This window comes from Acidovorax sp. sif1233 (genome assembly GCF_019218755.1).
In the GTDB taxonomy this organism is placed as follows: domain Bacteria; phylum Pseudomonadota; class Gammaproteobacteria; order Burkholderiales; family Burkholderiaceae_C; genus Acidovorax.
In genome coordinates this window covers 1,524,684-1,550,389 of sequence record NZ_JAHUWZ010000001.1, presented here as the reverse complement: position 1 = coordinate 1,550,389, position 25,706 = coordinate 1,524,684, and the positions used below count along the sequence as shown (strand labels likewise).

General features: G+C 66.8%; 26 protein-coding genes. 12 read left to right on the top strand and 14 right to left on the bottom strand.

Translation table 11 applies throughout. The annotated features are described in order from the left end of the window. Window positions 1–20: 20 nt before the first annotated feature. Genes KW843_RS07130 through KW843_RS07120 form a run of 3 tightly spaced genes read right to left on the bottom strand, consistent with a single transcriptional unit; the run spans window position 21 to window position 3,839 of the window. On the bottom strand, window positions 21–1,037 hold the full coding sequence (locus tag KW843_RS07130) for an ABC transporter permease (RefSeq protein ID WP_218294341.1): 1,017 nt from the start codon (window positions 1,035–1,037) through the stop codon (window positions 21–23). Beyond that, window positions 1,018–2,595: a sugar ABC transporter ATP-binding protein gene (locus KW843_RS07125; RefSeq protein ID WP_218294340.1), complete on the bottom strand. Its 1,578-nt coding sequence runs from the start codon at window positions 2,593–2,595 to the stop codon at window positions 1,018–1,020. Before KW843_RS07125 ends, KW843_RS07130 begins: the two co-directional genes overlap by 20 nt. Further along, complete coding sequence (locus KW843_RS07120; RefSeq protein ID WP_370628449.1) at window positions 2,592–3,839, bottom strand: ROK family transcriptional regulator; 1,248 nt, start codon at window positions 3,837–3,839, stop codon at window positions 2,592–2,594. Before KW843_RS07120 ends, KW843_RS07125 begins: the two co-directional genes overlap by 4 nt. A 341-nt stretch (window positions 3,840–4,180) precedes the next feature. Between KW843_RS07120 and KW843_RS07115 the strand changes: the two genes are divergently transcribed. Continuing rightward, on the top strand, window positions 4,181–5,464 hold the full coding sequence (locus tag KW843_RS07115; protein ID WP_218294339.1) for an SEC-C metal-binding domain-containing protein: 1,284 nt from the start codon (window positions 4,181–4,183) through the stop codon (window positions 5,462–5,464). Between the two features lie 506 nt (window positions 5,465–5,970). Here KW843_RS07115 and KW843_RS07110 read toward each other — a convergent pair. Both KW843_RS07110 and KW843_RS07105 read right to left on the bottom strand, forming a co-directional pair. After that, entirely contained in the window at window positions 5,971–6,447 is a 477-nt protein-coding gene (locus tag KW843_RS07110; RefSeq protein WP_218294338.1) for a cupin domain-containing protein, read from the bottom strand. Window positions 6,448–6,500: 53 nt separating this feature from the next. Continuing rightward, on the bottom strand, window positions 6,501–6,899 hold the full coding sequence (locus tag KW843_RS07105) for a 4-oxalocrotonate tautomerase family protein (RefSeq protein ID WP_218294337.1): 399 nt from the start codon (window positions 6,897–6,899) through the stop codon (window positions 6,501–6,503). 117 nt (window positions 6,900–7,016) lie between these two features. Between KW843_RS07105 and KW843_RS07100 the strand changes: the two genes are divergently transcribed. Then, the gene (locus tag KW843_RS07100) at window positions 7,017–7,955 is read left to right on the top strand and encodes a LysR family transcriptional regulator (protein WP_218294336.1); all 939 of its coding nucleotides are present in this window, start codon (window positions 7,017–7,019) and stop codon (window positions 7,953–7,955) included. A 40-nt stretch (window positions 7,956–7,995) separates the two neighbouring features. On the opposite strand, the gene KW843_RS07095 is transcribed toward KW843_RS07100, so the two are convergent. Next, a complete protein-coding gene (locus KW843_RS07095) occupies window positions 7,996–8,820 on the bottom strand; it encodes a TetR/AcrR family transcriptional regulator (protein WP_218294335.1) in 825 nt (274 codons plus the stop codon). A gap of 78 nt (window positions 8,821–8,898) precedes the next feature. On the opposite strand from KW843_RS07095, the gene KW843_RS07090 reads away from it, so the two are divergent. Further along, the gene (locus tag KW843_RS07090) at window positions 8,899–9,411 is read left to right on the top strand and encodes a DUF6022 family protein (protein ID WP_218294334.1); all 513 of its coding nucleotides are present in this window, start codon (window positions 8,899–8,901) and stop codon (window positions 9,409–9,411) included. After that, window positions 9,408–10,079: a DUF5701 family protein gene (locus KW843_RS07085; RefSeq protein WP_218294333.1), complete on the top strand. Its 672-nt coding sequence runs from the start codon at window positions 9,408–9,410 to the stop codon at window positions 10,077–10,079. Before KW843_RS07090 ends, KW843_RS07085 begins: the two co-directional genes overlap by 4 nt. Window positions 10,080–10,127: 48 nt before the next feature. On the opposite strand, the gene KW843_RS07080 is transcribed toward KW843_RS07085, so the two are convergent. Then, complete coding sequence (locus KW843_RS07080) at window positions 10,128–10,853, bottom strand: class I SAM-dependent methyltransferase (RefSeq protein ID WP_218294332.1); 726 nt, start codon at window positions 10,851–10,853, stop codon at window positions 10,128–10,130. Window positions 10,854–11,103: 250 nt separating this feature from the next. Here KW843_RS07080 and KW843_RS07075 point away from each other — a divergent pair, with 250 nt between their 5' ends. From KW843_RS07075 to KW843_RS07055, 5 genes are all read left to right on the top strand, one after another. Continuing rightward, complete coding sequence (locus KW843_RS07075; RefSeq protein ID WP_218294331.1) at window positions 11,104–11,592, top strand: Rrf2 family transcriptional regulator; 489 nt, start codon at window positions 11,104–11,106, stop codon at window positions 11,590–11,592. Further along, on the top strand, window positions 11,555–12,514 hold the full coding sequence (locus KW843_RS07070) for an NAD(P)/FAD-dependent oxidoreductase (RefSeq protein WP_255594584.1): 960 nt from the start codon (window positions 11,555–11,557) through the stop codon (window positions 12,512–12,514). Before KW843_RS07075 ends, KW843_RS07070 begins: the two co-directional genes overlap by 38 nt. A 75-nt stretch (window positions 12,515–12,589) precedes the next feature. Continuing rightward, window positions 12,590–13,468: a GyrI-like domain-containing protein gene (locus KW843_RS07065; protein ID WP_218294330.1), complete on the top strand. Its 879-nt coding sequence runs from the start codon at window positions 12,590–12,592 to the stop codon at window positions 13,466–13,468. Further along, window positions 13,465–14,451, top strand: a complete 987-nt coding sequence (locus tag KW843_RS07060; RefSeq protein ID WP_218294329.1) for an alpha/beta hydrolase — start codon at window positions 13,465–13,467, stop codon at window positions 14,449–14,451. Before KW843_RS07065 ends, KW843_RS07060 begins: the two co-directional genes overlap by 4 nt. A 211-nt stretch (window positions 14,452–14,662) precedes the next feature. Beyond that, the gene (locus tag KW843_RS07055) at window positions 14,663–15,229 is read left to right on the top strand and encodes an ATP-binding protein (RefSeq protein WP_255594582.1); all 567 of its coding nucleotides are present in this window, start codon (window positions 14,663–14,665) and stop codon (window positions 15,227–15,229) included. 12 nt (window positions 15,230–15,241) lie between these two features. On the opposite strand, the gene KW843_RS07050 is transcribed toward KW843_RS07055, so the two are convergent. Continuing rightward, on the bottom strand, window positions 15,242–16,201 hold the full coding sequence (locus KW843_RS07050) for a DMT family transporter (protein WP_218294328.1): 960 nt from the start codon (window positions 16,199–16,201) through the stop codon (window positions 15,242–15,244). A gap of 129 nt (window positions 16,202–16,330) precedes the next feature. Here KW843_RS07050 and KW843_RS07045 point away from each other — a divergent pair, with 129 nt between their 5' ends. Together KW843_RS07045 and KW843_RS07040 are read left to right on the top strand one after the other, a co-directional pair. Further along, window positions 16,331–17,197 carry a LysR family transcriptional regulator gene (locus KW843_RS07045; protein WP_218294327.1) on the top strand — a complete coding sequence of 289 codons (867 nt, stop codon included), beginning with the start codon at window positions 16,331–16,333 and terminating at the stop codon, window positions 17,195–17,197. A 178-nt stretch (window positions 17,198–17,375) separates the two neighbouring features. Continuing rightward, complete coding sequence (locus KW843_RS07040) at window positions 17,376–18,524, top strand: zinc-binding dehydrogenase (RefSeq protein WP_218294326.1); 1,149 nt, start codon at window positions 17,376–17,378, stop codon at window positions 18,522–18,524. Between the two features lie 54 nt (window positions 18,525–18,578). Here KW843_RS07040 and KW843_RS07035 read toward each other — a convergent pair whose 3' ends face one another. From KW843_RS07035 to KW843_RS07025, 3 genes are all read right to left on the bottom strand, one after another. Beyond that, a complete protein-coding gene (locus KW843_RS07035) occupies window positions 18,579–19,235 on the bottom strand; it encodes a DsbA family protein (RefSeq protein WP_218294325.1) in 657 nt (218 codons plus the stop codon). Window positions 19,236–19,238: 3 nt separating this feature from the next. Then, window positions 19,239–19,514 (bottom strand): hypothetical protein, encoded by a 276-nt coding sequence (locus KW843_RS07030; protein WP_369642293.1) that lies wholly within the window; start codon window positions 19,512–19,514, stop codon window positions 19,239–19,241. A gap of 75 nt (window positions 19,515–19,589) precedes the next feature. Beyond that, window positions 19,590–20,456, bottom strand: a complete 867-nt coding sequence (locus KW843_RS07025; RefSeq protein WP_218294324.1) for an MBL fold metallo-hydrolase — start codon at window positions 20,454–20,456, stop codon at window positions 19,590–19,592. 128 nt (window positions 20,457–20,584) lie between these two features. Between KW843_RS07025 and KW843_RS07020 the strand changes: the two genes are divergently transcribed. Further along, entirely contained in the window at window positions 20,585–21,493 is a 909-nt protein-coding gene (locus tag KW843_RS07020; RefSeq protein ID WP_218294323.1) for a LysR family transcriptional regulator, read from the top strand. 228 nt (window positions 21,494–21,721) lie between these two features. Here KW843_RS07020 and KW843_RS07015 read toward each other — a convergent pair whose 3' ends face one another. The 3 genes from KW843_RS07015 to KW843_RS07005 form a co-directional block, all read right to left on the bottom strand. Beyond that, the gene (locus tag KW843_RS07015; protein ID WP_218294322.1) at window positions 21,722–23,842 is read right to left on the bottom strand and encodes an alpha/beta hydrolase domain-containing protein; all 2,121 of its coding nucleotides are present in this window, start codon (window positions 23,840–23,842) and stop codon (window positions 21,722–21,724) included. 183 nt (window positions 23,843–24,025) lie between these two features. Further along, window positions 24,026–25,018, bottom strand: a complete 993-nt coding sequence (locus KW843_RS07010; protein WP_218294321.1) for a tripartite tricarboxylate transporter substrate binding protein — start codon at window positions 25,016–25,018, stop codon at window positions 24,026–24,028. A gap of 313 nt (window positions 25,019–25,331) precedes the next feature. Then, on the bottom strand, window positions 25,332–25,694 hold the full coding sequence (locus KW843_RS07005) for a hypothetical protein (RefSeq protein ID WP_218294320.1): 363 nt from the start codon (window positions 25,692–25,694) through the stop codon (window positions 25,332–25,334). Window positions 25,695–25,706 lie beyond the last annotated feature (12 nt).

Here is a 25,706-nt window from a genome sequence, read left to right as displayed (position 1 = left end):
GAGTTGTTCCGGCCACTCCGTCACCTTTTGCCGCGCTGCATGAATGCGACGGCAATGATCACGAAGCCCTGCACCGCCGCATTCAGGTACACGCTGATGATGCTGGTCAGGTTCAAGATATTGCTGATCACCGACAGCAGGATCGCCCCCACCACCGTGCCGGTGATGCTGCCCGCCCCGCCCTTGAGCACCGTGCCGCCCACGATGACGGCGGCAATCGCCTCCAGCTCCCACAGCAGCCCCGTGGTGGGCGATGCGGACCCCAGGCGCGGCACATACAGCAGCGTGGCAATGCCCACGCACACGCCGAGCAGCATGTAGGTCAGGATCTTGATCTTGTGCACGTCCACCGCCGCGTACTGCGCCACCTGCTCGTTGGAGCCGATGGCCTGCACATAGCGGCCATAGGCCGTGCGGTTCAGGATGACGCCGCCGATGACAGCCACCAGCAAAAAGATCCACACCGGAATCGGCACACCCAGCAGGTTGGCGTAGTACACCGGGCTGTAGATGTCCGACAGATCGTTCTCCAGCGTGATGGCTCCGCCGTTGGAGAAGTACGTGAGGTACGCGCGGAAGATGCCCAGCGTGCCGAGCGTGACGATAAAAGGCTCGATGCGGCCCTTGGTGATCAAGAGGCCGTGCACCAGCCCGAACACCGCGCCCAGCACCACCGCCAGCAGCATGCCCACCACCACGGCCGCCATGGGCGAGCCCAGCATGGGCGCCATCGCGTTCATGAACAAAATCACCGAGCCTGCGATCAGTGCCGCCATCGACCCCACCGACAGATCAATGCCGCCCGAGATGATCACAAAGCACATGCCCACCGCGATGATGCCGATGAAGGCCGTGCGGGTGAGCACGTTCATCACGTTGTCATAGGTGGCGAAGTTGCTGTTGAGCAGCGTGCCGGCAATGCACAGCAGCACCAGCCCGATGACCGGGCCCAGCCCGTGCAGCTTGCCCCACCAGGCCGTGGCGCCGCCGTGGCGGCCCGCTGCGGTGGATGCGTTTTCAGCGGGTACCTGTGGCATGTGCGATCAACTCCTCTTCGGTCAAATGTGGTTCTTGCAGCGTGGTCTGCAGCCGCCCGGCGCGCATCACCGCCACGCGGTGGCACAGGCCGATCAGCTCCATCAGTTCGGAAGAAATCACCACCACCGCCAGCCCCTGCTCCGCCAGGCGCTGCACCAGGTGATAGATCTCGCGCTTGGCGCCCACGTCCACGCCGCGCGTGGGCTCGTCCAGCACCACCACGCTGGGCCCGGGGTGCAGCACCTTGGCCAGCGCCAGCTTTTGCTGGTTGCCGCCCGACAGCGAGGACGCGCGCACCTCCAGCGACCCGGTGCGGATGCCGAACTCCTGCACCGCATCGCGCAGCGCAGCCTGCTCGGCCGCCGGGTCGAGCCAGGGCTTGGCGTAGCGCTCCAGCGCCATCAGCGTCAGGTTGGGCCGCAGGCTGAAGTGCACGTGCAGGCCCTTGCCCTTGCGGTCTTCGCTCAGGTAAGTGAGGCCGTGGCGCGCCGCATCGCGCGGGCTTTTCAAATTCACCGGCTTGCCCGCCAGCTCCACCGTGCCGGCCGAGCGCGGGCGCAGGCCCAGCAGGCCTTCGAACAGCTCGGTGCGGCCAGCGCCCACCAGCCCGGCGAAGCCCAGAATCTCGCCGCGCCGCACGTCAAAGCTCACGTCCTCGGCCCAGCCCGGCACCGAGAGGCCGCGCACCTTGATGGCGGGCTCTCCACCCGCAGGCGCGGGCAGCTTGGGCGGGAACAAATCCGCCAGCTCGCGGCCCACCATCAGGTTGGCCATCTGCCGCCGCGTCACGCTGGCCGTGGCCTCGCGCGCCACCAGCAGGCCGTCGCGCATCACCACCACCTCGTCGGTGGTGCGCTCCACCTCATCGAGCTTGTGCGATATGTAGATGATGGTCACGCCCGCCGCCTTCAGGCCAGCCATCAGCGCAAACAGGCGCTCCGTCTCGCCCGGAGTCAGCGTGGCGGTGGGCTCGTCCATGATGAGCAGGCGCGCATTGCGGGCCAGCGCGCGGGCAATCTCCACCAGCTGCTTTTCGGCCACGATGAGCTTCTTCACCCGCGTGTCCGGGTCCAGCGGCAAACCTACCTGTGCCAAGGCAGCGCGCGTCTTCTCGCGCATCGCCTTGTCGTCGAGAAACCATGACCCCCACGGTCGCGCACTGCGTGTCGCTCCCTGCCCCCCAAGGGGGCCGCTTTCTGCCTTGGGGCGGCCCGGCGGCAGAAAGAGGCCCTTCTTGATCTCGTGCCCCAGAAAGATGTTCTGCGCAATCGTCAAGTCGTCCGCCAGGTTGAACTCCTGGTGGATCAGCACAATGCCCTGCGCCTCGGCCGCGCGCGATCCGCCGCCCGGGGCGCGCACCGCGCCGTCCACCACCACCTCGCCGGTGGTGGGGCTCTCGTACCCGGCCAGAATCTTCATCAGCGTGGACTTGCCCGCGCCGTTCTCGCCCAGCAGGCCATACACCCGGCCCGGCTGCAGCGCAAAGCCCACGCCGTGCAGCACGCGCACGGGGCCGAACTCCTTGGTCACATTGCGAAACTCGACAGCGACGCTCATCGTGTGGCCCCCACGGCATTGGCTTTGGTCGCAGAAGAAGAGGCACGCGGCGACAGCGCCAAGCTCTGCTGCATGGCCAGCACGCCCGCGCCCACCACGCCGGCATCGTCGGCCAACGGCGCGTATTGAATCTCCAGGTGCCGCGTGGAGAGCGCCAGAGACCGGTGGTACACGCTCTGCCGCACCGACGCCAGGAACAGCGGCCCCATGTCCGTCACCCGCCCCGCAATGAACACATGCGACGGGTTGAAGAAGTTCACGATGGACGCCAGCATCTGCCCCACCAGGCTGCCCGCGCGCTGGATGATCGCGTTGGCCGCCACATCGCCCGCCCGGCTGGCCTGGGCCACGTCCTCGGTGGTCAGCGTGCCGGTGGCCTGCAGGCGCTCGGCCAGCATCGCGCTCTCGCCCCGCTCCACGGCCTCCATCGCCATGCGCGCCATGGCGGGCGCAGCGGCCATCGCCTCGACACAGCCCTGGTTGCCGCAGTGGCAGCGCGGCCCGCTCTGGTCCACGCAGATGTGGCCCACGTCGCCGGCCGACCCGTTGGCGCCCCGGTACACCTGCCCGTGGCAGACGATGCCGCAGCCAATGCCCGTGCCGACCTTGATCACGAGGAAGTTGGGCAGATTGCGCTGCAGCCGCCACAGCTCGCCCAGCGCCATCAGGTTCACGTCGTTGTCCACAAACACCGGCGCGGCAAACGCCTCACGCAGGTAGTCGCGGATGGAGAAGCCGTCCCAGTCGGGCATCAGCGGCGGGTTGACGAGCTGCCCGCTTTCAAAATCCACCGGCCCCGGCACGCCCATGCCGATGGCGATCACCTGCGAAGCCTGCATGCCGCAGCGCGCCAGCAACTCGCGCATCAGCCCCCGCACACGCGCCAGGATCACGCCCGGCCCCTGGCGCACATCGATGGGCTCGCGGTGCCGCGCCAGCACCGTCATGTCGGGCCGCATGATGGCGACTTGCATGCTGGTGGCGCCCAGGTCGGCGCCAATCACCACGCCCAGGGTTTCGCTTAAACGGAGTGTTTCGGCCCGCCGGCCGCCAGACGATTCCTGCAGGCCCACCTCGTCCAGCAGGCCTTCATCGAGCAGCGCCGCCACCATGGCGTTGGCCTTGCTCTTGGAATAGGCCAGGCGCTGCGCCAGCGCATTGCGCGACGCACCGGCGGACCAGAAGATGGTCTGCAAGACGTCCAGGTCTTCGGCGCCGCAGTGACTCCAGCGGGTGGATGGCAAGGCTTGTCTCCTGTCGTTGCGTTGTGCAGCACCTCATGGGGGTGGGTGCTTGACAGGGATGCTATGCGGTCTACTTTGGCCGGACAAGACTGAACTTTGAACAAAAACAGATCAAAGTTTATGAAAACCGATGCAATAGGAATGAGGTTTATGGCAAGACAGCACTTCAAAACCCGAAGGCGAAATATGATCCGGTCCATGCCAATGCCCTTGTAGCGCTATAAAAAGTGCCGCGAAGCTGAGCAACAGGCCATCCTCAATACTTGCCTCGCCAATCTATACAGCCAGCCCAGAAATGGACTGCCGATTGGGAAGGCCCATCACTAGGCATCAGTTCCTCTATGCGCAGACTCCTTGCAACAGACCTGGGCATTTGGCCAATGATTCAAAGCCAAGAACGTGCCTCAGACATGATGGTGAATGGGCCCGCTTATTGGGCAAGGCTTGCCGACTACCTGCTCATGTATGACCAAGTAGTCATTCCGACTGGCAACTTGCAGATATTGTCTGTACTCAGGTTCATGCTTGGCGACGATGTCCTCCTTGAACTGCTCCAAACCCGAACCATCGTCCTCACTCGATTCGATCAGTGGTTTGGTTATGTCGGCACCGGAGGAGTCGTCTTCTTCAAAGTTGGAGATGGTCCAGAAAACAAACGTTTGATACCGAATCTGGCTACTAGTCATTTCCTACCACTGGACCAGGCAATTGACGCGGCATTCATGGCAATGAACCCAGCTTCAACGTCCGTAACGAGGCAGCAGTACAAGGGATTGCTGCTGGATCACACAGCTCAACTTTCAACGGAATCGCTTCTGGAGGGTGTTAGAGCAGAAGCCTACCGTGACATCCAGGACAGCCCATATCTGCAGGCAATGCTATCTATTCGCAATGGTGGCCGAGCGATTGAAAATTTGGTCGGCAGTAAAGCGAACACCATTAATATCTTTAACCCTCATGTTCCGCCTGAAAAGAATGATTCTCCTGAAATTCGCGCGGTTTTGCGGGTCGTATTCGAGAACTTTCTGCTTAGTGTCGGCAGCCAGATAGAGGCGGGAGAGCTTACAGGCGATGCTTCAACTCTTTCCGTCCTACAGGCAAAAGGACAAAGGCTGGGCTTCTCACCTCACGGCCGTACGGCCTTCGCGCAGATTCAGCAAGTGTCAGGCGTTCCTGACCTTGGGCTAGCTTTCGCAAATAAGCAGTTGACTGCTCGTCAAATTATCGATTTGCGTCAATCCAAGCACGCTCAGTCTTTCCGCGATTGGCTAGCGGTAGGGAGTCCGGCATCAGCTGCTCAAGAGACGCTACGGCGATACGTTGAGAGTGTTGGAAAGCCAACTTTGGTGGATTCACTTCCCGCAAAGCTGCTGCGCTTCGCGACAACAAGCACGTGGGGTGCGCTGGAGCCAATTTCTGGCGGGATAGTTGCCGCCACGGACACATTTCTTCTGAGCAAATGGTTTCCTGGAAACAGCCCTCGTCTATTCATGCGCCAGGCAAAAATCGTAGCCACGAACTCGCCGGTGATTAAGGCACCACAACAGAAAGGCCGAAACAGAAATGAGCCATGCTCATGCGGCAGCGGAAAGAAATACAAACAATGTTGCGGCAAACTGAACTGAAGGCCTGACTCGTCGTTCCAGAGGGCGCGCTGTAGCCACGCTGAACCGCCTCATCCTCCGGCTTCAGCACTGCCAGTTTCGCAGCAAGGAGCCCCTGGCTTCAGCCGCTGACGGAGCTCCGCGCGGCACAAAGTGAAAAATCAGTAGACAGGTAGCGCCAACAAACGGACCAGCCGGTGCGCTTTGCACATACCTGCGGTGCGGCGCCACGCGGTCTGACATCCCAGCGCTCTCTAGCCGCTACGCCGCCAAGTCCAGCATAGGCTGAATGGAGTCCCCACCGTCGAAACGCTAGCCGGGGATACGCCAGCGCCATGTCTTCTAGCTCCAGCCGATACCTGCGACCACCAGCACGCAACGGGACGGCTATAAGGCTTGCTCTGTATTTAATAGCTATCAGCGCTATACCAATAAGCGCTAGAGCCTGTTTTTACTCATATTTCTGCGGGGCATGTGCTTGCCCACGCTGCACAGAGTGCCCCGCCCGCCTGGACTCGCGCACGCCGCTAACAAAGATCACGCACCGACACGCCCACCGCATCGCACCAGCGACGATAGTCCGCCCGCCGATCCGCCGTGGTGATCCGCTGCAGCACCGTGTGGTGCGGGCCGATGTATTCGACGCTGCCCTTGACCACCACATGCACCAGCAACTCTTCGGTACCCGTCGCCTCCCACCAATCCACATTCCCAGCGGGTTCGTGGATGTAGTCGCCCGGCCGCACCACGCGGCCATCGTTCAAGCGGCGCTCGCCCGCCAGCGTCAGGGCGTGCACTTCGCCCGTGTGGCGGTGCAGGCCCAGGCGCGTGCCGGGGGACAGGCGCATCAGCTCCACCCAACCAGCATCGTCGGGCAAAAACTGAATGGGCAGGGACCACTTGCCTTCGCCTTCAGGAATCCAGTCCGCCAGGCCCGCGCGCTCCAGCGTCTGGGCCACGATCACGTCGGCGAGGTGGTTGTTCGTTGTCGTCGTCATCGTCATGTCGGTGCTCCTGGGTAGCTATTGGTTGATGGTTTGCTTGATGGCTTGATTGCTTATTGCTCTGGGTGCTGGTGGCGGTATTCCTGCGTGCGGCCGCCAAAGCCGTACGCGGCGGCGCGCACGTCCTGCACGTAGACGTAGCTCTCGGGGTGCAGCGCGCCCAGCAGGCCTTCAAAGGCTGCGAACGCCTCGGCGATGTAGCGCGCCTTCTCGGCCTTGGTGTTGGTCTCGTCCACCACCTTGACGTCGAAGTAGAAGCTCGATTGCTTGAGGTCGACCAGCGAACGGCCGGCGACGTACCAGTCGGCCGGGTCCACAAAGGTGATGACCACGGCGGTGAGGTCGCGCCGTTTGCCGAGCACGCGGGTGGTCAGGTCCAGCAGGGTTTCTGCAATGCGGGCAGACAGTTCGGGCGTGCGTTGGGCAGACACTTTGACGTTGAGGATGGGCATGGAGGGCTCCTGTTGAAAGCATTGGGTTGAACGAGCCTTCACTGTAGAAATTGCGCCCCGCCACGGAAACCGCCCGTGGCGATAATGGCTTTTGCTCCGCACGCAAAGGCGCGCACGATGAAACAAGAACCCCGCTCCTTCCTCCCCGATCCGGCCGACCTGCGGTGGCTGGTGCGGTCGCTCGACCTGCGCTCGTTTTCTGCGGCGGCGCGCGAGATGGACGTGGCGGTGTCGGTCGTCGCGCGCGGTGTGGACCGGCTGGAGGCCGGCTACGGCGTGCGCTTGCTGCGCCGGTCCACGCACGGCCTGTCGGCCACGCCCGAGGGCGCAGAACTGGCGCAGGAAGCGCGTGCCTTGCTGGCGCAACTGGAGGACATCGGGGCATCGCTGTCGGACCAGCGCAGCCGCGTGGCGGGCACCTTGCGCCTGGCCTCCAGCCAGGAGATTTGCGAGGCGCTGGTGCTGCCCCACCTGGCGGACCTGCAGGCGCGCTACCCCGCGCTGCGGGTGGAGCTGCTGGCCGATGACCGCGTGGCCGACCTGGTGACGGAGGGCATCGACGTGGCGCTGCGCACCACCGTGGGCCACAGCGACCTGGTGGTGGCGCGCGCGCTCGGCCGGTTCGAGCGGCGCCTGTACGCGGCCCCGGAGTATCTGCGCCAGCACGGCACGCCCGCCGACCCCAGCGATCTGCAGCAGCACCACACCGTCACGCACACCGCGCAGGGGCCGGCGGTGACCTGGGCCTTTCGCAGTGCACAAGGCAAGCCGCTGGAGGTGACCGTGCGCTCGCGCCTGGCCGCCAGCAGTTCGGCCCTGGTGCACCACGCACTGGTGGGAGGCGCGGGCATCGGCATACTGTCCAGCCCGCTCGCGGCGGCCGATGCGGCGCAAGGCCGGTTGGTGGAGGTGCTTGCGCCTTTTGCGTCCCGCACCGTGCACACGCTGTACGCGGTGTCGTCACCGGGCCGGCGCAATGCGGCCAGGGTGAAGGCGGTGATTGATTTTCTGGTGAAGGCGTCGAAGGACCGGTGGGCGCTGGCGCCTGTGCGTTGAAGGTGTATTTACGCAGCCCGCTGGGCGGGGCGTGGGTGCGCTAACGCGATCCGTGCCTTCCCGCACCCCCACCCTGCTCTTTTGCCACCTGCAGAGCAATCCCATCAATCAATCGATCCAGCCCAAACCCAAAGCTGCGCGCGGGGTCCGTAGGGCCGCCGTACGCTGCGCCTGCCGCTGCGCCCACCCGCACGGCCAGCGGGAACAGCTCGGGCTGGAGCAAGCGCTCCAGATGGGCCGCATGGGCGGCCCACCACTGGGCGTCTGACTGACCGGTTTGCGCTTCGGCGGTGGTGGCTTCGGTGGCGCTGCGGGCGCTACCGCGCACGTAATCAGACACCACGGCAATGACGAGGTCCATGTCCAGGTCTGACAGGCCCGCGCTTTCAATGGCGCGCAGTTCCCGCTCGTACTTGCGAATGGCGTGGGGGCCCAGAGACGGGCGCTGCAAGGCCACTTGCAGCATCCAGGGGTGGTGGCGGTACAGGTTCCAGGCATCGGTCGCCACCGAGCGCAGGCATGCCTGCCAATCTGCGCCGCTGGACAGGTCGTCCGGCAGTTGCGCGTAGGCGGCCTCCAGGACCAGTTCCAGCAGGACGTCTTTGTTAGGCAGGTAGCGATACAGCGCCATGGGCGCCACGTCCAACCGGGCACCCAGGGCCCGCATCGAGAGCGCGGCTAGGCCACCTTCGTCGGCCAGTTCCAGCGCAGCAGTTCCGATCAACGTGGCAGACAGGCTGCGTTTGGGGCCGCGCCGCGCGCTCTCGGGGGCGGGGGTGGCGCCCCACAAGAGATTGAGGGTGGTTTCCGGGTCGGCCTGGCCGGGAAACGATACGGGGGATGGGCTGCCGGTTTTCTTGTTCATTTGTTGACAGTGTACGCTGTTCAGTGAATGATATGCGTACATCGTACACACAAAGGAGTCAGATTGCGGACCTTGACCATGCCTTCCATTGACACCAGCTCCATTGAGCGGCTGGGCGAAACCTCGGCCGCGTGGCTGGCTTGTGCCTGGCAGCCCACCCAAAACGCCCACGAAGCCCGGCTGCAGCACGCCTTTGCGCGGGCTGGCGAGCGAGCGTATGGCCTGTACCTGCGGCTTTTGTTCAGCCCGCTGGCGCGGGCAATGCGCGCGGCCGGGCTGGCCGTGTACCCGCCCCTGCCGGGTGGCCTGGCCGATTCGCGCGAGTGGGGCCTGGCGGACGACAGCGAGCGGCAGCGCTGGTTTTGGAGCTGCGTGGTGCGAGAGGACGACGAGGCGCCGCTGGGCACGCTGGTGACGGTGCTGCACCACGACCACACGCGCTTTCGGCTGCCGCAGCCGGTGCAGCTGTTTGCATTGCCCGTCGCGCGTGCGGCGGTGGTGGAGCAAGAGCTGGGGCGCATGAACGGGGCCTTCGCCGCTGCAGCGCCCTTGCGGTTGCACGCAGCGTACGGCGCAAAGGCGCAGCCATGAACGCCGCGCTGTCCGCACAGATCGACCGGCTGGTGGCGCTGGGCATTCACCACACGCTGGGGCTGCCTGCGGAGGACTTTCGCCAAGCGCTGGTGCCGCTGCTTGACCACCTGCCGCACGCCCCCGGTGATGCGGGCGTTGGTACGCTAGGCGCTGCAGACATTGATGCCGGCACGGCCGACGCCGTGATCGTAATCAACACCCCCGCCCTGCCCGCCCGGCAACTGCTAACCCTGGTCAGCCGCAACGGCAAGGCGGCCATGGAGCGCCTGCACCCCAGGCAGCCAGAGGACTTTTGCCCCACGCGCGACATTGCGATGCCCGCGGGCGAGGCGTACCTGTTGCTGGGCGTGGACCGTGGCAACGCCACCTTGAATGCCGTGCCCAGCGATGCGCAAAAGCGTCTGGCGGCGCAGCAGCGCTCGCCGATCACTGTGGAGGAAGGCATTTGCCTGCTGCTGCAGTGGCCACAGTTTCTGCAACCCAACCACTGCTTCATGATGCTGGGCTCGCGCTGCGGGGACCGGCGCGTGCCCGCGCTGTGGTTGAGCAACCAGCACCCACGGCTGGGCTGGTGTTGGGAAGGCAACCCGCACACGTGGCTAGGCTTTGCATCCTGCCGGGGCCGCAGCCCGGGGGTAGCGCTGCAGCCTGTTTTTGCTACCTAGCAGCGCGTGGCCGGGCTGCGGAATGCCCCAGGGGGCGACTTGATCAGATCACGCGCGCGCCACCCAACCCCTGAACGCAAACCCCATGTAAAACATCTGCACATCGCTGAACCCGGCCTCGCGCAGAATTGCCTCATCCTCCTCTGGCGTCAGCACCGCCAGCTCTGCAGCAATCTTGTCTCGCGCCCTGGCCGCATGCTCCGGCGGCACGCCGGACGCCACCTGAAACGCGGCATAGCGCGACAGCCACAGGTCGCGCTCCCCTGCCCCGCCTTCGCCGCCGTAATCACTAGCATCACCATCGGCCACGCTCAGGTGCACCGCGACGAACGGCGCCCCGGGCTTCAACCGCCGCCGGATCTCGGCCACCATGGCCGCACGCTCCTCGCGCGGCACAAAGTGAAAAGTCAGCAGGCACGTCGCGCCATCGAACGGCCCGGCCGGTGCGCTCTGCACATAGCCGTGGTGCAGCGCCACGCGGTCGTTTGACACACCTGCGCTCTGCAGCCGCTGCGCGGCCAGGTCCAGCATGGGCTGGCTGGGGTCCACGCCGTCGAACCGCCAGCCGGGGTGCGCCAGTGCCATGTCCTCCAGCTCCAGTCCGCCGCCTGCGCCCACCACCAGCACCCGGCCGTCGGCGGGCACGCGCTCGGCCAGCAGGATGCGAACCATGGGCAGCAGGCTGTCGTAGCCGGGCACGTTGCGGCGGGGGCCTTCGGCGTAGCGGGCGACGGCGGCGGGGTCGGTGAAGGGGGAGGCGGTGGGATGGGTCATGGTGTGTGGCGTGTGGTGGATACGGCGCTTTTGCGTTGAGCTTGTCCAACGGGATTCCCAGGTCAGCGCAGGGTTTCGACAGGCTCAACCCGAACGGGTGGGGGTGTGCGACAGGGGCGAAGGAATCAAGCCAAATTGGCACATTACGCTTATCCATCAAGCGCTAGCAGCTATCAATTCAGTAGTTTTCCGTGAGCCCGCCAGCGCTCTTTCTGGGCCCATGCTAACATCACGCAACTTTGAATGTTGCATGAAACGAGATAGCCGCCTTTCCAACGTCCTCCACGCGCTGCTGCACATGGCAGAGATGGATGGCCCCGCCACGTCCGAGTCGCTGGCGCAGGCCATGCAGACCAATCCTGTGGTGGTCCGCCGCTTGATGGCGGGGCTGCGGTATGCGGGTTTTGTCTCGTCGGCCAAGGGGCATGGCGGGGGGTGGGTGCTGTCGTGTCCGCTGTCCGAAGTGACCCTGCGCGACATCCACGAAGCGCTGGGCGCGCCCACGCTGCTGGCGGTGGGCAACCGGGTCGAGAGCCCGGGCTGCATCGTCGAGCAGGCCGTCAACCGCGCGCTGACTGACGCTTACCAAGCCGCCGAAGAGGTGCTGCTGGCCCGTCTGGGCGAGGTGACGCTGGCGCAGCTCTCGGCCGAGTTTCATCAACGCATGGTGGCAGGGTGCCACGGTCACAAGGAGATTTCTCATGGCGACAGCAGCAATGACAACAACCCAGGCGTATGAGGTGATCGTGATAGGCGGCAGCTTTGCCGGCCTGTCGGCCGCAATGCAGCTGGCGCGGGCCCGGCGGCGAGTGTGTGTGGTGGATGCGGGCCAGCCGCGCAACCGGTTTGCCGCCGCGTCGCACGGCTTCTTCGGGCAGGACGGCGAGCCGCCGCTGGCGATGATCGAGCAGGCGCGGCGCAAGCTGCTGGCCTACCCCACGGTGGCGCTGCGCCAGGGCACGGCCGTGTCTGCGACGGCGCAGCAAAGCGCGGGGTCGCCGGAGAGCGGCTTTGCCGTGGTGCTGGACGATGGCACGCACATGGAGGCTCACAAGCTGGTGCTGGCCTTTGGCGTTCAAGATGGCCTGCCCGACATTGTGGGCCTGCGCGAGCGCTGGGGCACCAGCGTGCTGCACTGCCCGTATTGCCACGGCTACGAGTTTGCGGGCCAGCGGCTGGGCGTGCTGTACCACTCGCCGCAGTCCGGCATGCATGCGCAGCTGATTGCCGACTGGGGCCCGACCACCCTTTTCCTGAATGGCGAAACCACGCTGGAGGACAGCGAGCGCACGCGGCTGCTGGCGCTGGGCATTGCGGTGGAACCGGCGCGCATCGCCGCGCTGGAGGGGCCTGATCGGGCGTTGAGCGGTGTGCGCCTGGTGGCCAATGGCGGCGCCGATGGCCGCCTGATGCCGATTGACGCTTTGTACGTAGCCGCCACCACAAGCCCCGCCAGCCCGCTGGCAGAACAACTGGGCTGCGCGCTGGATGAGGGCCCCATGGGCCCGTGCATCCGCACCGATGCGAACAAGATGACCACGGTGCCGGGCGTGTATGCCGCAGGCGACGCCACGCTGATGCGGCACAACGCCACGCTGGCGTCTGCAGAAGGGGTGCTGGCGGGCGTGGGGGCGCACCAAGCGATGGTGTTTGGGCAGTGACTAGCTGCGGCACCAGGCCACAAAGTAGCAAGATCGGCTAAGTACGGCGCGCAAGCTGCGGCACACTCTGCGGCCATGAGCCTGGACCAGAGCGCCGATCAGCACTACCGCAACCGCGTGGCCCGCGTGATCGCCCACATCGTGGCGCACCCGCTGGCAGCGCATCGGCTGGAGGACCTGGCCGCCATTGCCCACTTTTCCCCTTTCCACTTTCACCGCGTCTACAGCAGCATTGCGGGCGAAACCGTGGCCACCACGGTGCGCCGCGTGCGCCTGGCGTTGGCCACGCAGCTGCTGGAGCAAGGCGGGCAGAGCATCACCCAGGTGGCGATGGAGGTGGGCTACGACAGCCCGCAGGCCTTCACCCGTGCGTTCAGCCAGTTCACCGGGCAATCGCCACGGGCATTCCAGCGGGATATGCACCGCCTCATCCTTGATCCAGGCGCCGCAGACGCGCATGCAAACGCGCATGCAAAGGCCGAGCAAACGCTGGCCGTGCAGATCGTTGAGCGCCCGGCGCAGCGCCTGCATGCATTGCGCCACCAGGGGCCGCCATCCACCATCCCCCACACGCAGCGGCGGCTGTACCTGCAGTGCGGCCAGCGCGCGGCCCACCGGCTGGGCGCATCTTGCGGTGACCCGCAGGACGTGGAGGGCGGCGGGTTTCGCTACTATGCGGCGGTGGTGCTGCCAGAGCAGACCTCGGTGGCAGATGGCGGGCTGGAACTGCTGGACATCCCGGCAGGCCTGTATGCACGCCACACGCTCACCGGCCCCTACACGCGCATCAATGCGGCACTGGCGGCCATCCACACACGCTGGCTCCCCGCCAGCGGCTATGAGCCGGACGACCGCCCCACGCTGGAGCACTACCTCAACTCCCCCCGCAACGCCGCGCAGGCGGACCTGCGCACCGACCTGCTGATTCCCATCCGCCCCACCACATCCCCATGACCCGTTTTCGCTGGCTCTTTCGTTCCCTTTTGCCCGCAGCGCTGTGCAGCGCCGCCACCCTGGCCCACGCTGCGGGCTTTGCCTTCATTGAGGTGCCTGCAGACAAGGACGGGCCCGCGCTGCGCGGCGCCGTGTGGTCGCCCTGCAGCGCGCCGCCGGGCCGCATCGACCTGTCGCCGCTGGTGCTGCAAGGCACGCGGGACTGCCCCGTCACCAGCCAAGGCCTGCCGTTGATCGTCATGTCGCACGGCGCGGGCGGTTCGGCCCTGGGGCACCACGACACGGCGGCCACGCTGGCCGAGGCGGGCTATGTGGTGGCCGCTATCAATCACCCGGGCGACAACTTTCAGGACCTGAGCCGCCAGGGTCACCTGTCGGCCTTTGCCACGCGGCCCGTGGACATGAAGCGGCTGACGGACTACATGCTGGGCGCGTGGCCCCAGCGCGCGCAGCTGGACGCGGGCAAGGTCGGTTTCTTCGGCTTTTCACGCGGCGGCTACACGGGCCTGGTGGCCATCGGCGCCGTGCCGGACTGGACGTCACGGCAGGACCTGTGCTCGCCGCTATCCACCCGGCCCTTGTGCGGCGAGATCCGGCGCAAAGAGATCCCCACCACGCCCGCGCCGGACCCGCGCATTCGGGCGGCAATCATCGTCGACCCCTTGAGCGTGTTCGATGCCAAAGGCCTGGGGCAAGTCAAAACCCCCGTCCAGCTGTGGGCCTCGGCACTGGGCGGCGATGGCGTCACGCTGCAAAGCGTGGAGACCGTGCGCCAGGGCCTGCCCAGCGCGCCCGAGTGGCATCTGGCGGCCAACGCGGGGCACTTCGCCTTTCTGGCGCCCTGCTCGCCAGCGCTGGCCGAGGCAGTGCCGGGCATCTGCCGCGATGGCGCGGGGTTTGACCGCGTGGCCTTTCACCAGGTTTTCAATGCGCAGGTGCTGGCGTTCTTTCAGCGGCACATCGCGGCAGCCAAAGCGCCCTGACGGCAGGCTGGAATTCGTCGCACCCACACGGCCCGTGGGTTGACGCTGCGCGCGCCAGCCACCTACACTGCCAACCTCGCATCTGATCCTTGGAATCGGAGCGAACCGCAAAGCCCTCCACCACCGTCGAGGGCTTTTTTTCGTCCGCCCGATGGAAAGCTCTCCCTGCCTGCAGAGAGGGCTTTTTGCATTTTTGGAGCCCTTTCTCATCATGCACTCCGCTTCGACACACACCACCCCCGCAGCCGTTGCAGGCACCGCCCCCCGCATTCATCTGGTCATCGGGCCGGTCGGCGCGGGCAAGTCCACCTTCGTGCGTCAACTGGTGCAGCATCACCGCGCCGTGCCGCTGAACCTGGACGACTGGATGGCCACGCTGTTTTCGCCGGACCGGCCCGATACCGCCGATGTGATGGCCTGGTACGTGCCCCGCACCCTGCGCTGCCTGGAGCAGATCTGGAAAACCGCAGAAGCCGTGCTGGCCGCGGGCAACGATGTGGTGCTGGAGGTGGGCCTGATCCAGCAGCACCAGCGCGACGCCTTTTATGCGCGCATGGGGCCGTGGGCTGACGCGATGACGGTGTACCTGCTGGACGCACCGCGCGAGGTGCGGCGCGAGCGCGTGTTGCGGCGCAATGCCGAGCAGGGAGAGACGTTCTCGATGGTGGTGCCCCCGCACATCTTTGAGCTGGCCAGCGACCTGTGGCAGCCGCCCAGTGACGCGGAGTGCGCCGAGCGGTCGGTGGTGTTCGTGCCGATGGCAGAGCAGCTGCGCTGAGCTGTCGGGCCATCAGCCCGATTGGGCAACAGCAGCCCGGCCCGGCCGCCGAATCGTCCACAGCGCCGCCGCCATCAGCCCCACGCCCGCCAGTTGCACGGGACTGAGCGTGCGGCCATACACCACCCAGTCCACCAGCACCGCCGTGAGCGGGTACACGAACTGCAGCACCGCGATGCGCCCCAGCCCCAGGCGCGCCATGCCGGCAAACAGCACCACGTAGGCCAGGCCGGTGTGCAGCACCCCCAGGCCCAGCAGCCAGCCCCAGGCTGCACCCTGCTGCGGCCAGCCCAGCACGCAGGGGGCCCAGGCCAGCGCCACGGCGCCCACCAGGCACTGCCACAGCGCCATCGCAAAGGGGCTGATGGTCTTTTGCGTGTTGGCGAGCAGCGTGACGCCGGCGTAGCACAGCGAGCCGCCCAGGCACATCAGTACCCCGGCCATGTAGCCGCCACTGCTGCTGGCCGCAGCAGCCGCTGCGGTGCCGTCCAGCAGGCCGGTGGTCAGCACCAGGCCCCCCAGCGCGGCCAGGGTGGCCAGCCACTGCATGGGCGAGACGGCTTCGCGCAGGAACAGCGCGCCGAACACGATGACCCAGATGGGCTGGATGTGAAAGATCACCGTGGCCACGGCGATGGAGGTGCGCGGGATGGCCGCGAAGAACAGCGCCCAGTTCAGCACCATGAGCACGCCCGTGGCGCAGGCCACCCAGCGCGCGCGGCCGTTCAGCAGCAATTCACGCCCCCGGCCCGTGGCCAGGCACCAGGCCAGCAGCGCCAGCGCGCCGAACGCGCAGCGGAACCACACGGTGACCAGCGGGTGCTGGCCCGCCTCTTCCACGAACACGCCGATGGTGCCCAGCAGCACGCCACCGGCGATGAGCAGCCACTGGCCGTCCCGCTCGCGCGCGTTGCCGGGCGTGGGGGCGTTGGCAACAGTGGACGGCGCGGCGATGCTGGCTTTGTGGTTCATGCGGTCGATGCTCGAAGATTGCCGCTTTGGTGTAAAGCGCATAGTTCGAAGAGCTACCATTCGATAAACGAATTACCGCAAAGCCATGGTCTGGCTTGGCTGCATGCCCCACCCACAAGGACGCGCCCCATGAACCACCCGGATTTCCAGATCGACTGGCTGCGCGCCTTCGTGGCCGTGGTGGACGCGGGCTCGCTGTCGGGCGCGGCGCCGCTGGTGCACCGGTCGCAGTCGGCGGTCAGCATGCAGATCAAGAAGCTGGAGGCCGCGCTGGGCCGCCCGGTGCTGCTGCGCGGGCCGCGCCACCTGGAGGTGACGCCGACCGGGGCCGAGCTGCTGTCGTACGCGCGCCGCGTGCTCGACCTGCAGGCCGAGGCGCACACGGCGCTGTTCGGCCCGCAGCTGGCCGGGCGGGTGCGGCTGGGCGTGCCGGACGACTACGCCAGCGCCTACCTCACGCCGGTGCTGCGCAGCTTTGCGCACCGCTACCACGGGGTGGAGATCGAGCTGACGTGCGAGCAGTCCACCTCGCTGATCCCGCGCCTGGGGCGGGGCGAGCTGGACCTGGCCCTGGTCTCGCGCGACAAGCCCCAGCGCGGGCGCTTCTTGTTCCACGAGCCGCTGGTGTGGGTGGGCTCGCCGCAGCTGGAAGTGTGGCGGCGCGACCCCTTGCCGATTGCGGTGTATGAATCGGCCAGCCTGGCCCGCATGGCGACGATGAAGGCCCTGGCCGCGCGGCGGCGGGCGCACCGCATCGTGTACCACAGCTCCAGCCTGGCGGGGCAGCTGGCCGCGGTGGAAAGCGGCCTGGCCGTGGCGGTGCTCACGCGCTGCAGCGTGCCCGCGCATCTGCAGATACTGCAGGACCTGCCGGCGGAGTTCGACCTTCCGCCGCTCGATTCGATGGACGTGGCGGTGCTGCGCAGCAAGGTGTCGCTGCGCTCGCCGGCGGTGGATGCGATGTACGAGCAGATGGTGCGCACGCTGGGGGGTTGACGGCGCGTGGAGGGACGCGGCCTGCGTGCCGGACTGCACGGCGGTACCCAGAGCAACCCTGCCGCCGCAAGGCACTTGCGCGACCGTGGCTGCGGCGCAATCCAGTTCTAATGTTCGGCACCGGGCCGCGCCCTTGGAAGAAGGGCGCGCCCTTCTTCCTTCCCACCGAAAGCCACCCATGACCACCACCGCCACCATCCCCGCGACCGCGCTGCAACTGCGCTCGCTCGTCCAGCCCGACGGCACCTTGCAGATCAGCCTGGAGCCCACGCCCGTGCCCACGCCGGGGCCCGACGAGGTGCTGATCCAGGTGCAGGCCACGCCCATCAACCCGTCGGACATCGGCCTGCTGCTCGGTCCCGCCGACCTGGCCACCGTCCAGGTATCCGGCAGCCCTGACCGGCCGGTGGCGACCGCCCGCATCCCCGAACGCGCCATGCCCGGCATGGCCGCGCGCATCGGCCAGAGCATGCCGGTGGGCAATGAAGGCGCTGGCCTGGTGGTGGCCGCAGGGTCGTCCCCCGCCGCGCAGGCGCTGCTGGGCCGCACGGTGGCGGTGATCGGCGGCGCCATGTACGCGCAGTACCGCGCCATGCCAGCGGCGCAGTGCCTGCCGCTGCCCGAAGGCACCACGGCGGCCGAAGGCGCATCGTGCTTCGTCAACCCGCTGACCGCGCTGAGCATGGTCGAGGCCATGAAGCGCGAAGGCCATACCGCGCTGGTGCACACCGCCGCGGCCAGCAACCTGGGCCAGATGCTGCTCAGGATCTGCCAGAAGGACGGCATCGGGTTGGTCAACATCGTGCGCAAGCCCGAGCAGGCAGAGATGCTCAAGGGCATGGGCGCGCAATATGTGTGCGACAGCAGTGCGCCCACCTTCATGGCCGACCTGACGGATGCCTTGGCCGCCACGGGCGCCACCATCGCGTTCGATGCCACGGGCGGCGGTACGCTGGCCGGGCAGATCCTGCAGTGCATGGAAGCGGCCATCAACCGCAAGGCGCAGGAGTACAGCCGCTATGGCTCGGCGGTGCACAAGCAGGTGTACCTGTACGGCCACCTGGACACGCGCCCCACCGAGATCCAGCGCACCTTTGGCATGGCCTGGGGCGTGGGCGGCTGGCTGCTGTTTCCCTTCCTGCAGAAAATCGGTGACGCGGCGGCCCAGGCGCTGCGCGCGCGCGTGGCGGCCGAGCTGAAAACCACGTTCGCCAGCCACTACGCGCGCACGGTGTCGCTGGCGGGTGCGCTCAGCGCCGATGCCATCGCCTTCTACGGCGCGCGCAACACGGGCGCCAAGGTGCTGATCGATCCGTCGATGGAATAAACCGGGGCGCCGTGCGCACGGGGCTGCCCGCCAGCATCAGGCGGGGGGCGGCCATCAGGCCGCGGCAGCCGCCCGCACCAGATCAACCAACCGCTCACGCGGCCCCAGCAGCGCATCGCCACCGAGCAGGCGCAGCGCACCGCCCTGCCCCGCGACCACCAGTTGCGGCACACCCCGCGCGCCCACGGCGCGCAGCATGGACTGGGCCTGGGCCACGCGCTCGGCCAGCAGCTTGCGCAGTGCCGCCGCATCGGGCCCCCGTGTGAGCGCGGCGGCGTCGCTCAAGCCCAGGGCGGTGAGCACATCGGCCAGCACCCCGGGTTCGGCGGTATCGCGGCCGTCCACGTAGCGGGCGTGCTGCAGCGCGTGCAGTGCCTCCAGCTCGCGCCCGGGCGCGGTCCGGGCCACGGCGGTCAGCGCCAGCGTGGCGGGGCCCGAATCGAAGCGGCCATCCGCCGCGCCCAGAATGTGGTCGCGATAGGCCTGCGTGAAAGGCTGCCCTGTGAGCTGCTGGATGCGCTGGTCGTTGCTCCATGCATAGGCGGCGAATTCCGCGTCCATGGGCCGTGCGCCAGCGCCTGCAAACAGGCCCGTGGGCGCGAGCGAGACCTGGACGCCGTCCACGCCCTGCAGGTGTTTCAGCGCGGGAGCGGCGGCGTAGCACCAGCCGCACAGGGGGTCGAACAGATAGGTCACGGAGATGGCGAACATGGATCAGGGGCTTTCAGGGTGGGTGGGGGGATGTGCGGAGGTGGCAAGCGCGGCCTCGAAAAGCGCCAGCTCTTCAGCCAGCGTGCCCCGGCTGCGGAAATGGCGGCCGGCCCGGTCGTACCAGTTCTCGGCGTCTTCTAGGTCGCCTTCCTGCAGATGCAGGATGCCGTGCAGCCAGGCCGCCAGCATCGAGCCGTCGTGCTGCACCAGGTCGTGCGCCGCGTTCCAGCGGCCGGCGTGCAGGTGCTGCAGGATGGGCTGGAGAGGGTGCGAGGTCACGATCTGGTTCCTTTCAAACAAACAGTGGCTGCCTGCATGCCCCCTCAGAGGGTTGCAGGCCAGCCGGTGGGTGGCTTACCACTTCATCTCGCCCTTGTTGACCTTGGCGCCGATGTCCAGCGACAGGCCCATGGGCGCGGCGGGGTAGGCCTTCTTCATCGCGTCGATGAGTTCGGCGCTGGTCTTGGTGGCCGCGGCATGCTTCTCGAAGGCCTGCAGGTAGCCCTTGGTGTAGGTGATGTTGGCAGCATCGAGCGTGCCACCGGCGGGCATGTGGCCGGGCACGACCACGGTGGGCTGCAGGGCGGCCATTTCGTCGAGCTGGGCCACCCAGGCGCTGCGCTCGGCCACGGTTTGCGTATCGGCCGTCCACACATGGGTGTTGGAGCCCGACACCGCGATGTTGCCCACGACGGCCTTGATGGACGGGATCCACGCATACGGGCGGTGCGCCAGCAGGCCCGTGGTGCCACGGATCTCGACCGCCTGGCCGTCCACGTTCAGCGTGTTGCCCGCAAGGGCCTTGGGCAGCACGGGCGTGCGCGGTGCGTTGGCGCCCATCTTGGGGCCCCAGAACGAGAGCTTGGTGGCCAGCTTGGCGTTGATCTTCTCCAGCACGGCGGGCGTGGTCACCACGTCGGCCCTGGGGAAGATTTCCTTCAGCGTTTCCACGCCGAAGTAGTAGTCGGGGTCGGCCTGGCTCACGTAGATGGTTTTCAGCTCCTTGCCGGTGTCGAGCACGTTGGCGGCAATGCGCAGCGCGTCGGCGCGGGTGAAGCCGGCGTCGATGACCATGGCTTCCTTCTCGCCATAGACCAGGGTGGAGTTGACGTTGAAGCTGTTGCCGTCGGCGTTGTAGACCTTGACCTGCAGAGGCTGGGCAGCCTGGGCGCCAGTGAAGGCGACGGCGAGGGTGGCGGCGATGAGGGTGGTGCGGAACATGGCGGTTTCTCCAGTGTGTTGAAGGGGTTGTGAGGGGTTGGCGTTGATGTCGAAGCGAAGTTTATTTGCGCCAATCGATCCAATAAACCCCATAAAATGCGCATATTTGTTGCACCAATAGAGCAAATATGGACCGCCTGACCGCCATGCGGGTGTTTGTGGAAGTGGCCACCAGCGGCAGCTTCAGCGCCACGGCCGACCGGCTGGAGATGTCGCGCGCCATGGTCACGCGCTATGTGGGCGAGATGGAGCAGTGGCTGCAGGCGCGGCTCTTGCAGCGCACCACCCGCAGCGTGACGCTGACCGACGCCGGCGAGCACTGCCTGCGCCGTTGCCAGCAGATGCTGGCGCTGTCGCTGGACCTGGAGGAAGAAACCGCCACCACCACCGAGGGCGCGCTGCGCGGGCAGCTGCGCATCACCTGCAGCGTGTCGTTCGCGTTCGCGCAGATGGGCGCGGCGATTGCGGATTTTCTGGCCCAGCACCCGCTGCTCAAGATTGATCTGGACGCGAGCGAGGGCTCGTTGAACCTGGTGGAAAAACGCATCGACCTGGCCATCCGCATCAGCGCCGAGCCCGACCCGCTGCTCATCGGTCGCCCCCTGGCGCGCTGCGATTCGGTGCTGGTGGCATCGCCCACGTACCTGGCCGCGCATGGCACACCGCAGGTGCCCGCCGACCTGGCGCAGCACCGCTGCCTGAGCTATGCCAACTTTGGCAAGAGCGTATGGACGCTGACCCGCGATGGAGAGACGGAGCGCGTGGGCGTCTCAGGCCACTTCAGCGCCAACGAGGCCACCACCCTCATGCGCGCCGCGCTGGCGGGCGGCGGCATCGCGCTGCAGCCCACCTACCTGGTCAACCCCTACCTGCACCGCGGCGAGCTGCAGGCGGTGCTGCCTGCATGGAGCTTGCCGGTGATGACGATCCATGCGCTGTACCCGTCGCGCAGGCACCTGTCGCCCGCGGTGCGGGCGCTGCTGGATTTTTTGGTGCTGCGGTTTGAAGGTGTGCCGTGGCAGCAGTGCGCCGGCTAGATAAAACGCTACTTTTTTGATAGCTATTGACACTGGCGGATCAAGCGCTGCAGGCTGTTTTTGCTTGATTTTCGCGTGGAGCTCGAACGCACGGCGGCATTCTTGCCCCTCGCCCCTCGCCCCTCGCCCTTCGCTCTTGCGGGAGAGGGGCTGGGGAGAGGGGGCCATCGCCCAGCAGCATGGCAGCACCAGACCTACCGCCCGCCCCCGCTCCCCGGCCTCATCACCTCACGGCAGCACTGCAGCCGCCTTCGCACGCGCAATCTGCAGGTCCGCATCGCGCTGCAGCAGCAGGCGCTGCGCGACCAGTGTGTTGGCGGCCTCGGTCACGGCCGTCACGTAGCCGTCTTGTGTGCCGTACAGCTCTTCCAGCGACGGCCGCGCATCGCCCGCCGCCAGCCGCGCGGCCCGCGTCTTGTGAAAGGGAATGAAGCTGCCCGTGAGGTTGGCCAGGTCGGTGATGCCGGGCGTGGCGACGTAGTTGAACTCGATGCTGGTACCCAAGGGTGCACGCGCTTCCACGCTGCGGATACCAGCGCGGGTGAGGCCCGTGGACGCATCGACCTGCGGCACCAGGATGGCGTAGTCGCGGCCCAGGTTGCGCGGGGGCAGGATGGTGGCGATGCCCGATTCGTCCTGCGGGATGTACTGCGGCCCGAAGTCGAACAGCGGGAAGTTGTTGTACACGCCCCGGTAGCTGAAGTCAGGAATGGCGGTCTGCACGCCGCCCACCGCCCAGGTCAATCCCTTCATGGCCGGGAAGGCCAGCACTTCGGGCCGCACCAGCGTGCCGTCGGCCAGCTTGGGCACTTGGCTGGCGGGCGGCTGCGTGCCGCGCACCACCCAGTCTTCCAGGTTGAGGAACAGCGCACGGAAGGTGTCGTTGAACTGCACCACCGTGCCCGTGGGGTACGTGGCGCGCGTGGGTGCATAGGCAATGCTGGCCGTGCCCCCTGCCCCGCCGTGCTGGGTGCTGGCGTAGTAGTAAATGCGCGCGTTCTCGGGCTGGACCAGGTCCTTGGTGCCGTTGGCGTCGGTCAGCACGGGCGAGCCCTGCAGCTGCCAGAACTCGGTGCCCGACAGGCCCAGGAAGAACTTGGGACAGGTGTTGGTGGCCGCGCAGCGCTTCATCACCCCGCCCTGGCGGCCGCTGATGTCGTCCTGGTAGTCCTTGTCCAGCCCGCGCGGTGCCGTCTGGCCGAAGGCGGTGTGGTCGGTGCGCAAGCCGCCGCCGCCACCGGGCACGGCAAAGCGGGTGTTGATGTGCGTCTGGCGCGCAGCCACGTGGGCGAACATGCCGTCGAACACCTTGCCGCCATCGAGCGCCTGGTTGAAGCCCAGGTGCAGAAAGGTCTTCATAGCGTTGCCCGACTGCGAGGTGCCCTGCCCCAGCGTGTGCGTGATGCGGCCAGCCAGCGGGTTGGGGGTGCCCGCAGAATCGGCCGCCTTGCCGCGAAAGAAGCTCACGGTGTCGCGCAACGCGGCCAGGCCCACGCCCATGACCTTGGGGTCCTTGGCGACGTAGACCAGCTCGTACAGGTAGGCTGGGTCGAACCCGCCCTTCAGGCACACGCTGGTGGGGCTGGGCGTGCCAGGGAAGGCGTTGGTGCCCGTGTCGCAGGTGGCGAACTTCCAGTCGCTCGCGGGCACGGACACGCGCGCATCGGTCTCGTTGGCGCGGCGGGTGAGCGAGTAGCCGGGCTGGGTGTTGTCCAGGCTGGCGGGCTCGTACGGGATCATGGTGCCGTTGAAGACGCCCCCGGGCAGCGTCATCGCGGGGCTGGCAGCGGTGGGCACCAGCTCGGCACGGTAGGGGCCGGTGATGCTGCTGCCGTCCTTGTTCTTGGCCACGGGCACCGTCACCGTGAGGCGCGCGGCGGTGCTTTTGGGCACATCGCCCTGCCAGGCCGAATACAGCATCACGTAGCCACGCTCCAGGTACACCGCATCGCTGGGCGTGGCCGTGGGGTTGAGCATCGTGAGGATGTTGCCGCGGTTGGGTGCGTCGTAACGCAGCACGCCGCTGGCCTTGGCCATGTTCCTGGGCTTGAGCATGACGAAGTCGGTCTGGTACTCGACCATGCCGTTGGCATTGGTGGGCGCAAGCGCCAGGTCCTGGATGGTGGCGTTCTTGGGGTCCTTGGGGTCTACCTCGCCGCTGATGGTGCCGGTCACGCGCTCGTATTCGCCCACGGCGCCATAGGTGCCCGGAAAGGCCTCGGTGGCGGTGATGGCCAGCTTGAGCGCGGGGCCCTTGGGCGCATCGTTGCTGGACCCCCCGCAGGCCGTGATGGCGGCTGCAGCGGCGGCCGTGAGCGCGAGTTTTCCGAATGCACGAAAAGGTTTCATGGTGTCTGTCTCCTTGGATGGATGGTGGTGCGGGCCGCTGGAACGGCTCTGGAACAAAACGGCAGCGTCTGTTGCGCCGCGCGCGGGCAAGGCTTCGCCCAGACCTGCCGGCAAAGGCAGGCTGCGAGAAGCAAAAAAGGAATGAAACGGCCCGGTGGGTGAGCCTGTGGGTGGGCCGGTGGCTTATTCGGCCTCGATACCGGCGGCCTTGATCACCTTGCCCCACTTCTGGGTTTCGGCGGCCTGGAACTTGGCGAGTTCATCCGGCGTGGTCGTCCAGGCTTCGGAGCCGGCGTTGTCATAGAAGCTCTTGGCCGCGGCGCTCTTGGTGGCGGCGGTCAGCAGCTCGTTGAGGCGCGCCACCACCGGCGCGGGCGTGCCCGCCGGTACGTAGGCAGCAAACCAGTAGCCCATGTCGTAGCCCTTCACACCGGCTTCGTCCAGCGTGGGCACATCGGGCAATTGGGCGCTGCGCTTTTGGGTGGAGTAGCCCAGGGCCCGCAGCTTGCCCGCCTTGACCTGGGGCACGCCGGTGGAGGTGTCGGTGATCATCAGGTCGATCTGCCCGCCCAGCAGGTCAGTGATGGCCAGCGGATTGCTCTTGTAGGGCACGTGCAGGATGTCCACCGCCGCCAGTTGCTTGAGCATCTCGCCCGCCATGCGGCTCGATGAGCTGCCGCTGCCGAAGCTGAGCTTGCCGGGGTTCTTCTTGGCAAAGGCCAGCAGCTCGCCCACGTTCTTGTACGGCGCGCTGGCGTTGACCACCAGCACCTGCCCGCCCTTGCCCAGGCCCGTCACGGGCGCGAAGTCCTTCACCGGGTCGTACGAGAGCTTTTTGTACAGGTGCTCGTTGGCGGCGTGTGTGGTGTTGGTGGTGATGAGCACGCTGTAGCCGTCCGCCGCAGCCTTGGCCACGGCCGACGCCGCGATCATGCCGCTGGCGCCCGCCTTGTTGTCGATGACCACCGCCTGCTTGGTGTCAGTGGTGATGGACTGGCCCAGCGCGCGCGCCAGCTGGTCGGTGGCGCTGCCGGCCGCGAATGGCACGACGAAGGTGATGGGTTTGGCGGGGTAGGCACCGGCCGCCTGGGCCAGCGCAGCAGGGGCGTGCAATGCGCACAGCGCCATTACGGCGGCAGTGGCGAGCAGAGCGCGGCGGGGGGATGAATGGGTCATGTTGTCTCCTGGTGTTGGTATGGATGGAAAAGCGAAAGGGGAGGTCTAGGGCCTGTTCACACTATTTTTGCCATTGCGAAGGCAGCCCCAGCCACGCCAATCTAGGCGCGTGACGACGCCAAGGCCGGGGCCTTGGCTAGGAACGCAACGACGAGTGGCGTGGCTGGGGTTGCCTTCCCTTCGGCTTGCGAAGCAAACAGGCCATCCGCTGTGTTGCCAATCCTCGCTGGGGCCGCACCCCAGCTTCGTTTGGCGCCTAGCGCCTGGCCTGTTTGCTTCGCAACGCATCTGGCAAAAATAGTGTGAACAGGCCCTAGGCCGTGGGACCGCCAAAGTGCGGCGCGAGGTGCGCGGGCACGGTGACGGGCATATCGAGCAGCAGGTAGCTCAGCGCCTTGCCGTGGCTGTCGAGGTTGAGCGCGTCGTTCACGCCACCGTCGAGCACGTCGTCCAGAACGATGTTCATGGCCTGCAACTGGGGCAGCAGGTAACGCGTAACCTGGCGTGGGCGGCGCTGCGCGAATTGCTGCGCTACCGCCGCTTCGGTGACCTGATCGACCAGCACGGCCCACAGCGCGGGGTGCCAGGCGATGACGCTGATGTTGGAGCGGTTGCCCTTGTCGCCGGTGCGGCTATGAGCAACTCGATAAAGCGGAACGGTGATGGTGGTTGTCATGGTGTGGGTACT

Bases quoted from the DNA above. Each gene is read 5' to 3' on its own strand.
- KW843_RS07130 (WP_218294341.1), bottom strand. From the start codon at position 1,037: ATGCCACAGGTACCCGCTGAAAACGCATCCACCGCAGCGGGCCGCCAC.
- KW843_RS07125 (WP_218294340.1), bottom strand. From the start codon at position 2,595: ATGAGCGTCGCTGTCGAGTTTCGCAATGTGACCAAGGAGTTCGGCCCC.
- KW843_RS07115 (WP_218294339.1), top strand. From the start codon at position 4,181: ATGCGCAGACTCCTTGCAACAGACCTGGGCATTTGGCCAATGATTCAA.
- KW843_RS07110 (WP_218294338.1), bottom strand. From the start codon at position 6,447: ATGACGATGACGACGACAACGAACAACCACCTCGCCGACGTGATCGTG.
- KW843_RS07105 (WP_218294337.1), bottom strand. From the start codon at position 6,899: ATGCCCATCCTCAACGTCAAAGTGTCTGCCCAACGCACGCCCGAACTG.
- KW843_RS07100 (WP_218294336.1), top strand. From the start codon at position 7,017: ATGAAACAAGAACCCCGCTCCTTCCTCCCCGATCCGGCCGACCTGCGG.
- KW843_RS07095 (WP_218294335.1), bottom strand. From the start codon at position 8,820: ATGAACAAGAAAACCGGCAGCCCATCCCCCGTATCGTTTCCCGGCCAG.
- KW843_RS07090 (WP_218294334.1), top strand. From the start codon at position 8,899: ATGCCTTCCATTGACACCAGCTCCATTGAGCGGCTGGGCGAAACCTCG.
- KW843_RS07085 (WP_218294333.1), top strand. From the start codon at position 9,408: ATGAACGCCGCGCTGTCCGCACAGATCGACCGGCTGGTGGCGCTGGGC.
- KW843_RS07080 (WP_218294332.1), bottom strand. From the start codon at position 10,853: ATGACCCATCCCACCGCCTCCCCCTTCACCGACCCCGCCGCCGTCGCC.
- KW843_RS07075 (WP_218294331.1), top strand. From the start codon at position 11,104: ATGAAACGAGATAGCCGCCTTTCCAACGTCCTCCACGCGCTGCTGCAC.
- KW843_RS07070 (WP_255594584.1), top strand. From the start codon at position 11,555: ATGGCGACAGCAGCAATGACAACAACCCAGGCGTATGAGGTGATCGTG.
- KW843_RS07065 (WP_218294330.1), top strand. From the start codon at position 12,590: ATGAGCCTGGACCAGAGCGCCGATCAGCACTACCGCAACCGCGTGGCC.
- KW843_RS07060 (WP_218294329.1), top strand. From the start codon at position 13,465: ATGACCCGTTTTCGCTGGCTCTTTCGTTCCCTTTTGCCCGCAGCGCTG.
- KW843_RS07055 (WP_255594582.1), top strand. From the start codon at position 14,663: ATGCACTCCGCTTCGACACACACCACCCCCGCAGCCGTTGCAGGCACC.
- KW843_RS07050 (WP_218294328.1), bottom strand. From the start codon at position 16,201: ATGAACCACAAAGCCAGCATCGCCGCGCCGTCCACTGTTGCCAACGCC.
- KW843_RS07045 (WP_218294327.1), top strand. From the start codon at position 16,331: ATGAACCACCCGGATTTCCAGATCGACTGGCTGCGCGCCTTCGTGGCC.
- KW843_RS07040 (WP_218294326.1), top strand. From the start codon at position 17,376: ATGACCACCACCGCCACCATCCCCGCGACCGCGCTGCAACTGCGCTCG.
- KW843_RS07035 (WP_218294325.1), bottom strand. From the start codon at position 19,235: ATGTTCGCCATCTCCGTGACCTATCTGTTCGACCCCCTGTGCGGCTGG.
- KW843_RS07025 (WP_218294324.1), bottom strand. From the start codon at position 20,456: ATGTTCCGCACCACCCTCATCGCCGCCACCCTCGCCGTCGCCTTCACT.
- KW843_RS07020 (WP_218294323.1), top strand. From the start codon at position 20,585: ATGGACCGCCTGACCGCCATGCGGGTGTTTGTGGAAGTGGCCACCAGC.
- KW843_RS07015 (WP_218294322.1), bottom strand. From the start codon at position 23,842: ATGAAACCTTTTCGTGCATTCGGAAAACTCGCGCTCACGGCCGCCGCT.
- KW843_RS07010 (WP_218294321.1), bottom strand. From the start codon at position 25,018: ATGACCCATTCATCCCCCCGCCGCGCTCTGCTCGCCACTGCCGCCGTA.
- KW843_RS07005 (WP_218294320.1), bottom strand. From the start codon at position 25,694: ATGACAACCACCATCACCGTTCCGCTTTATCGAGTTGCTCATAGCCGC.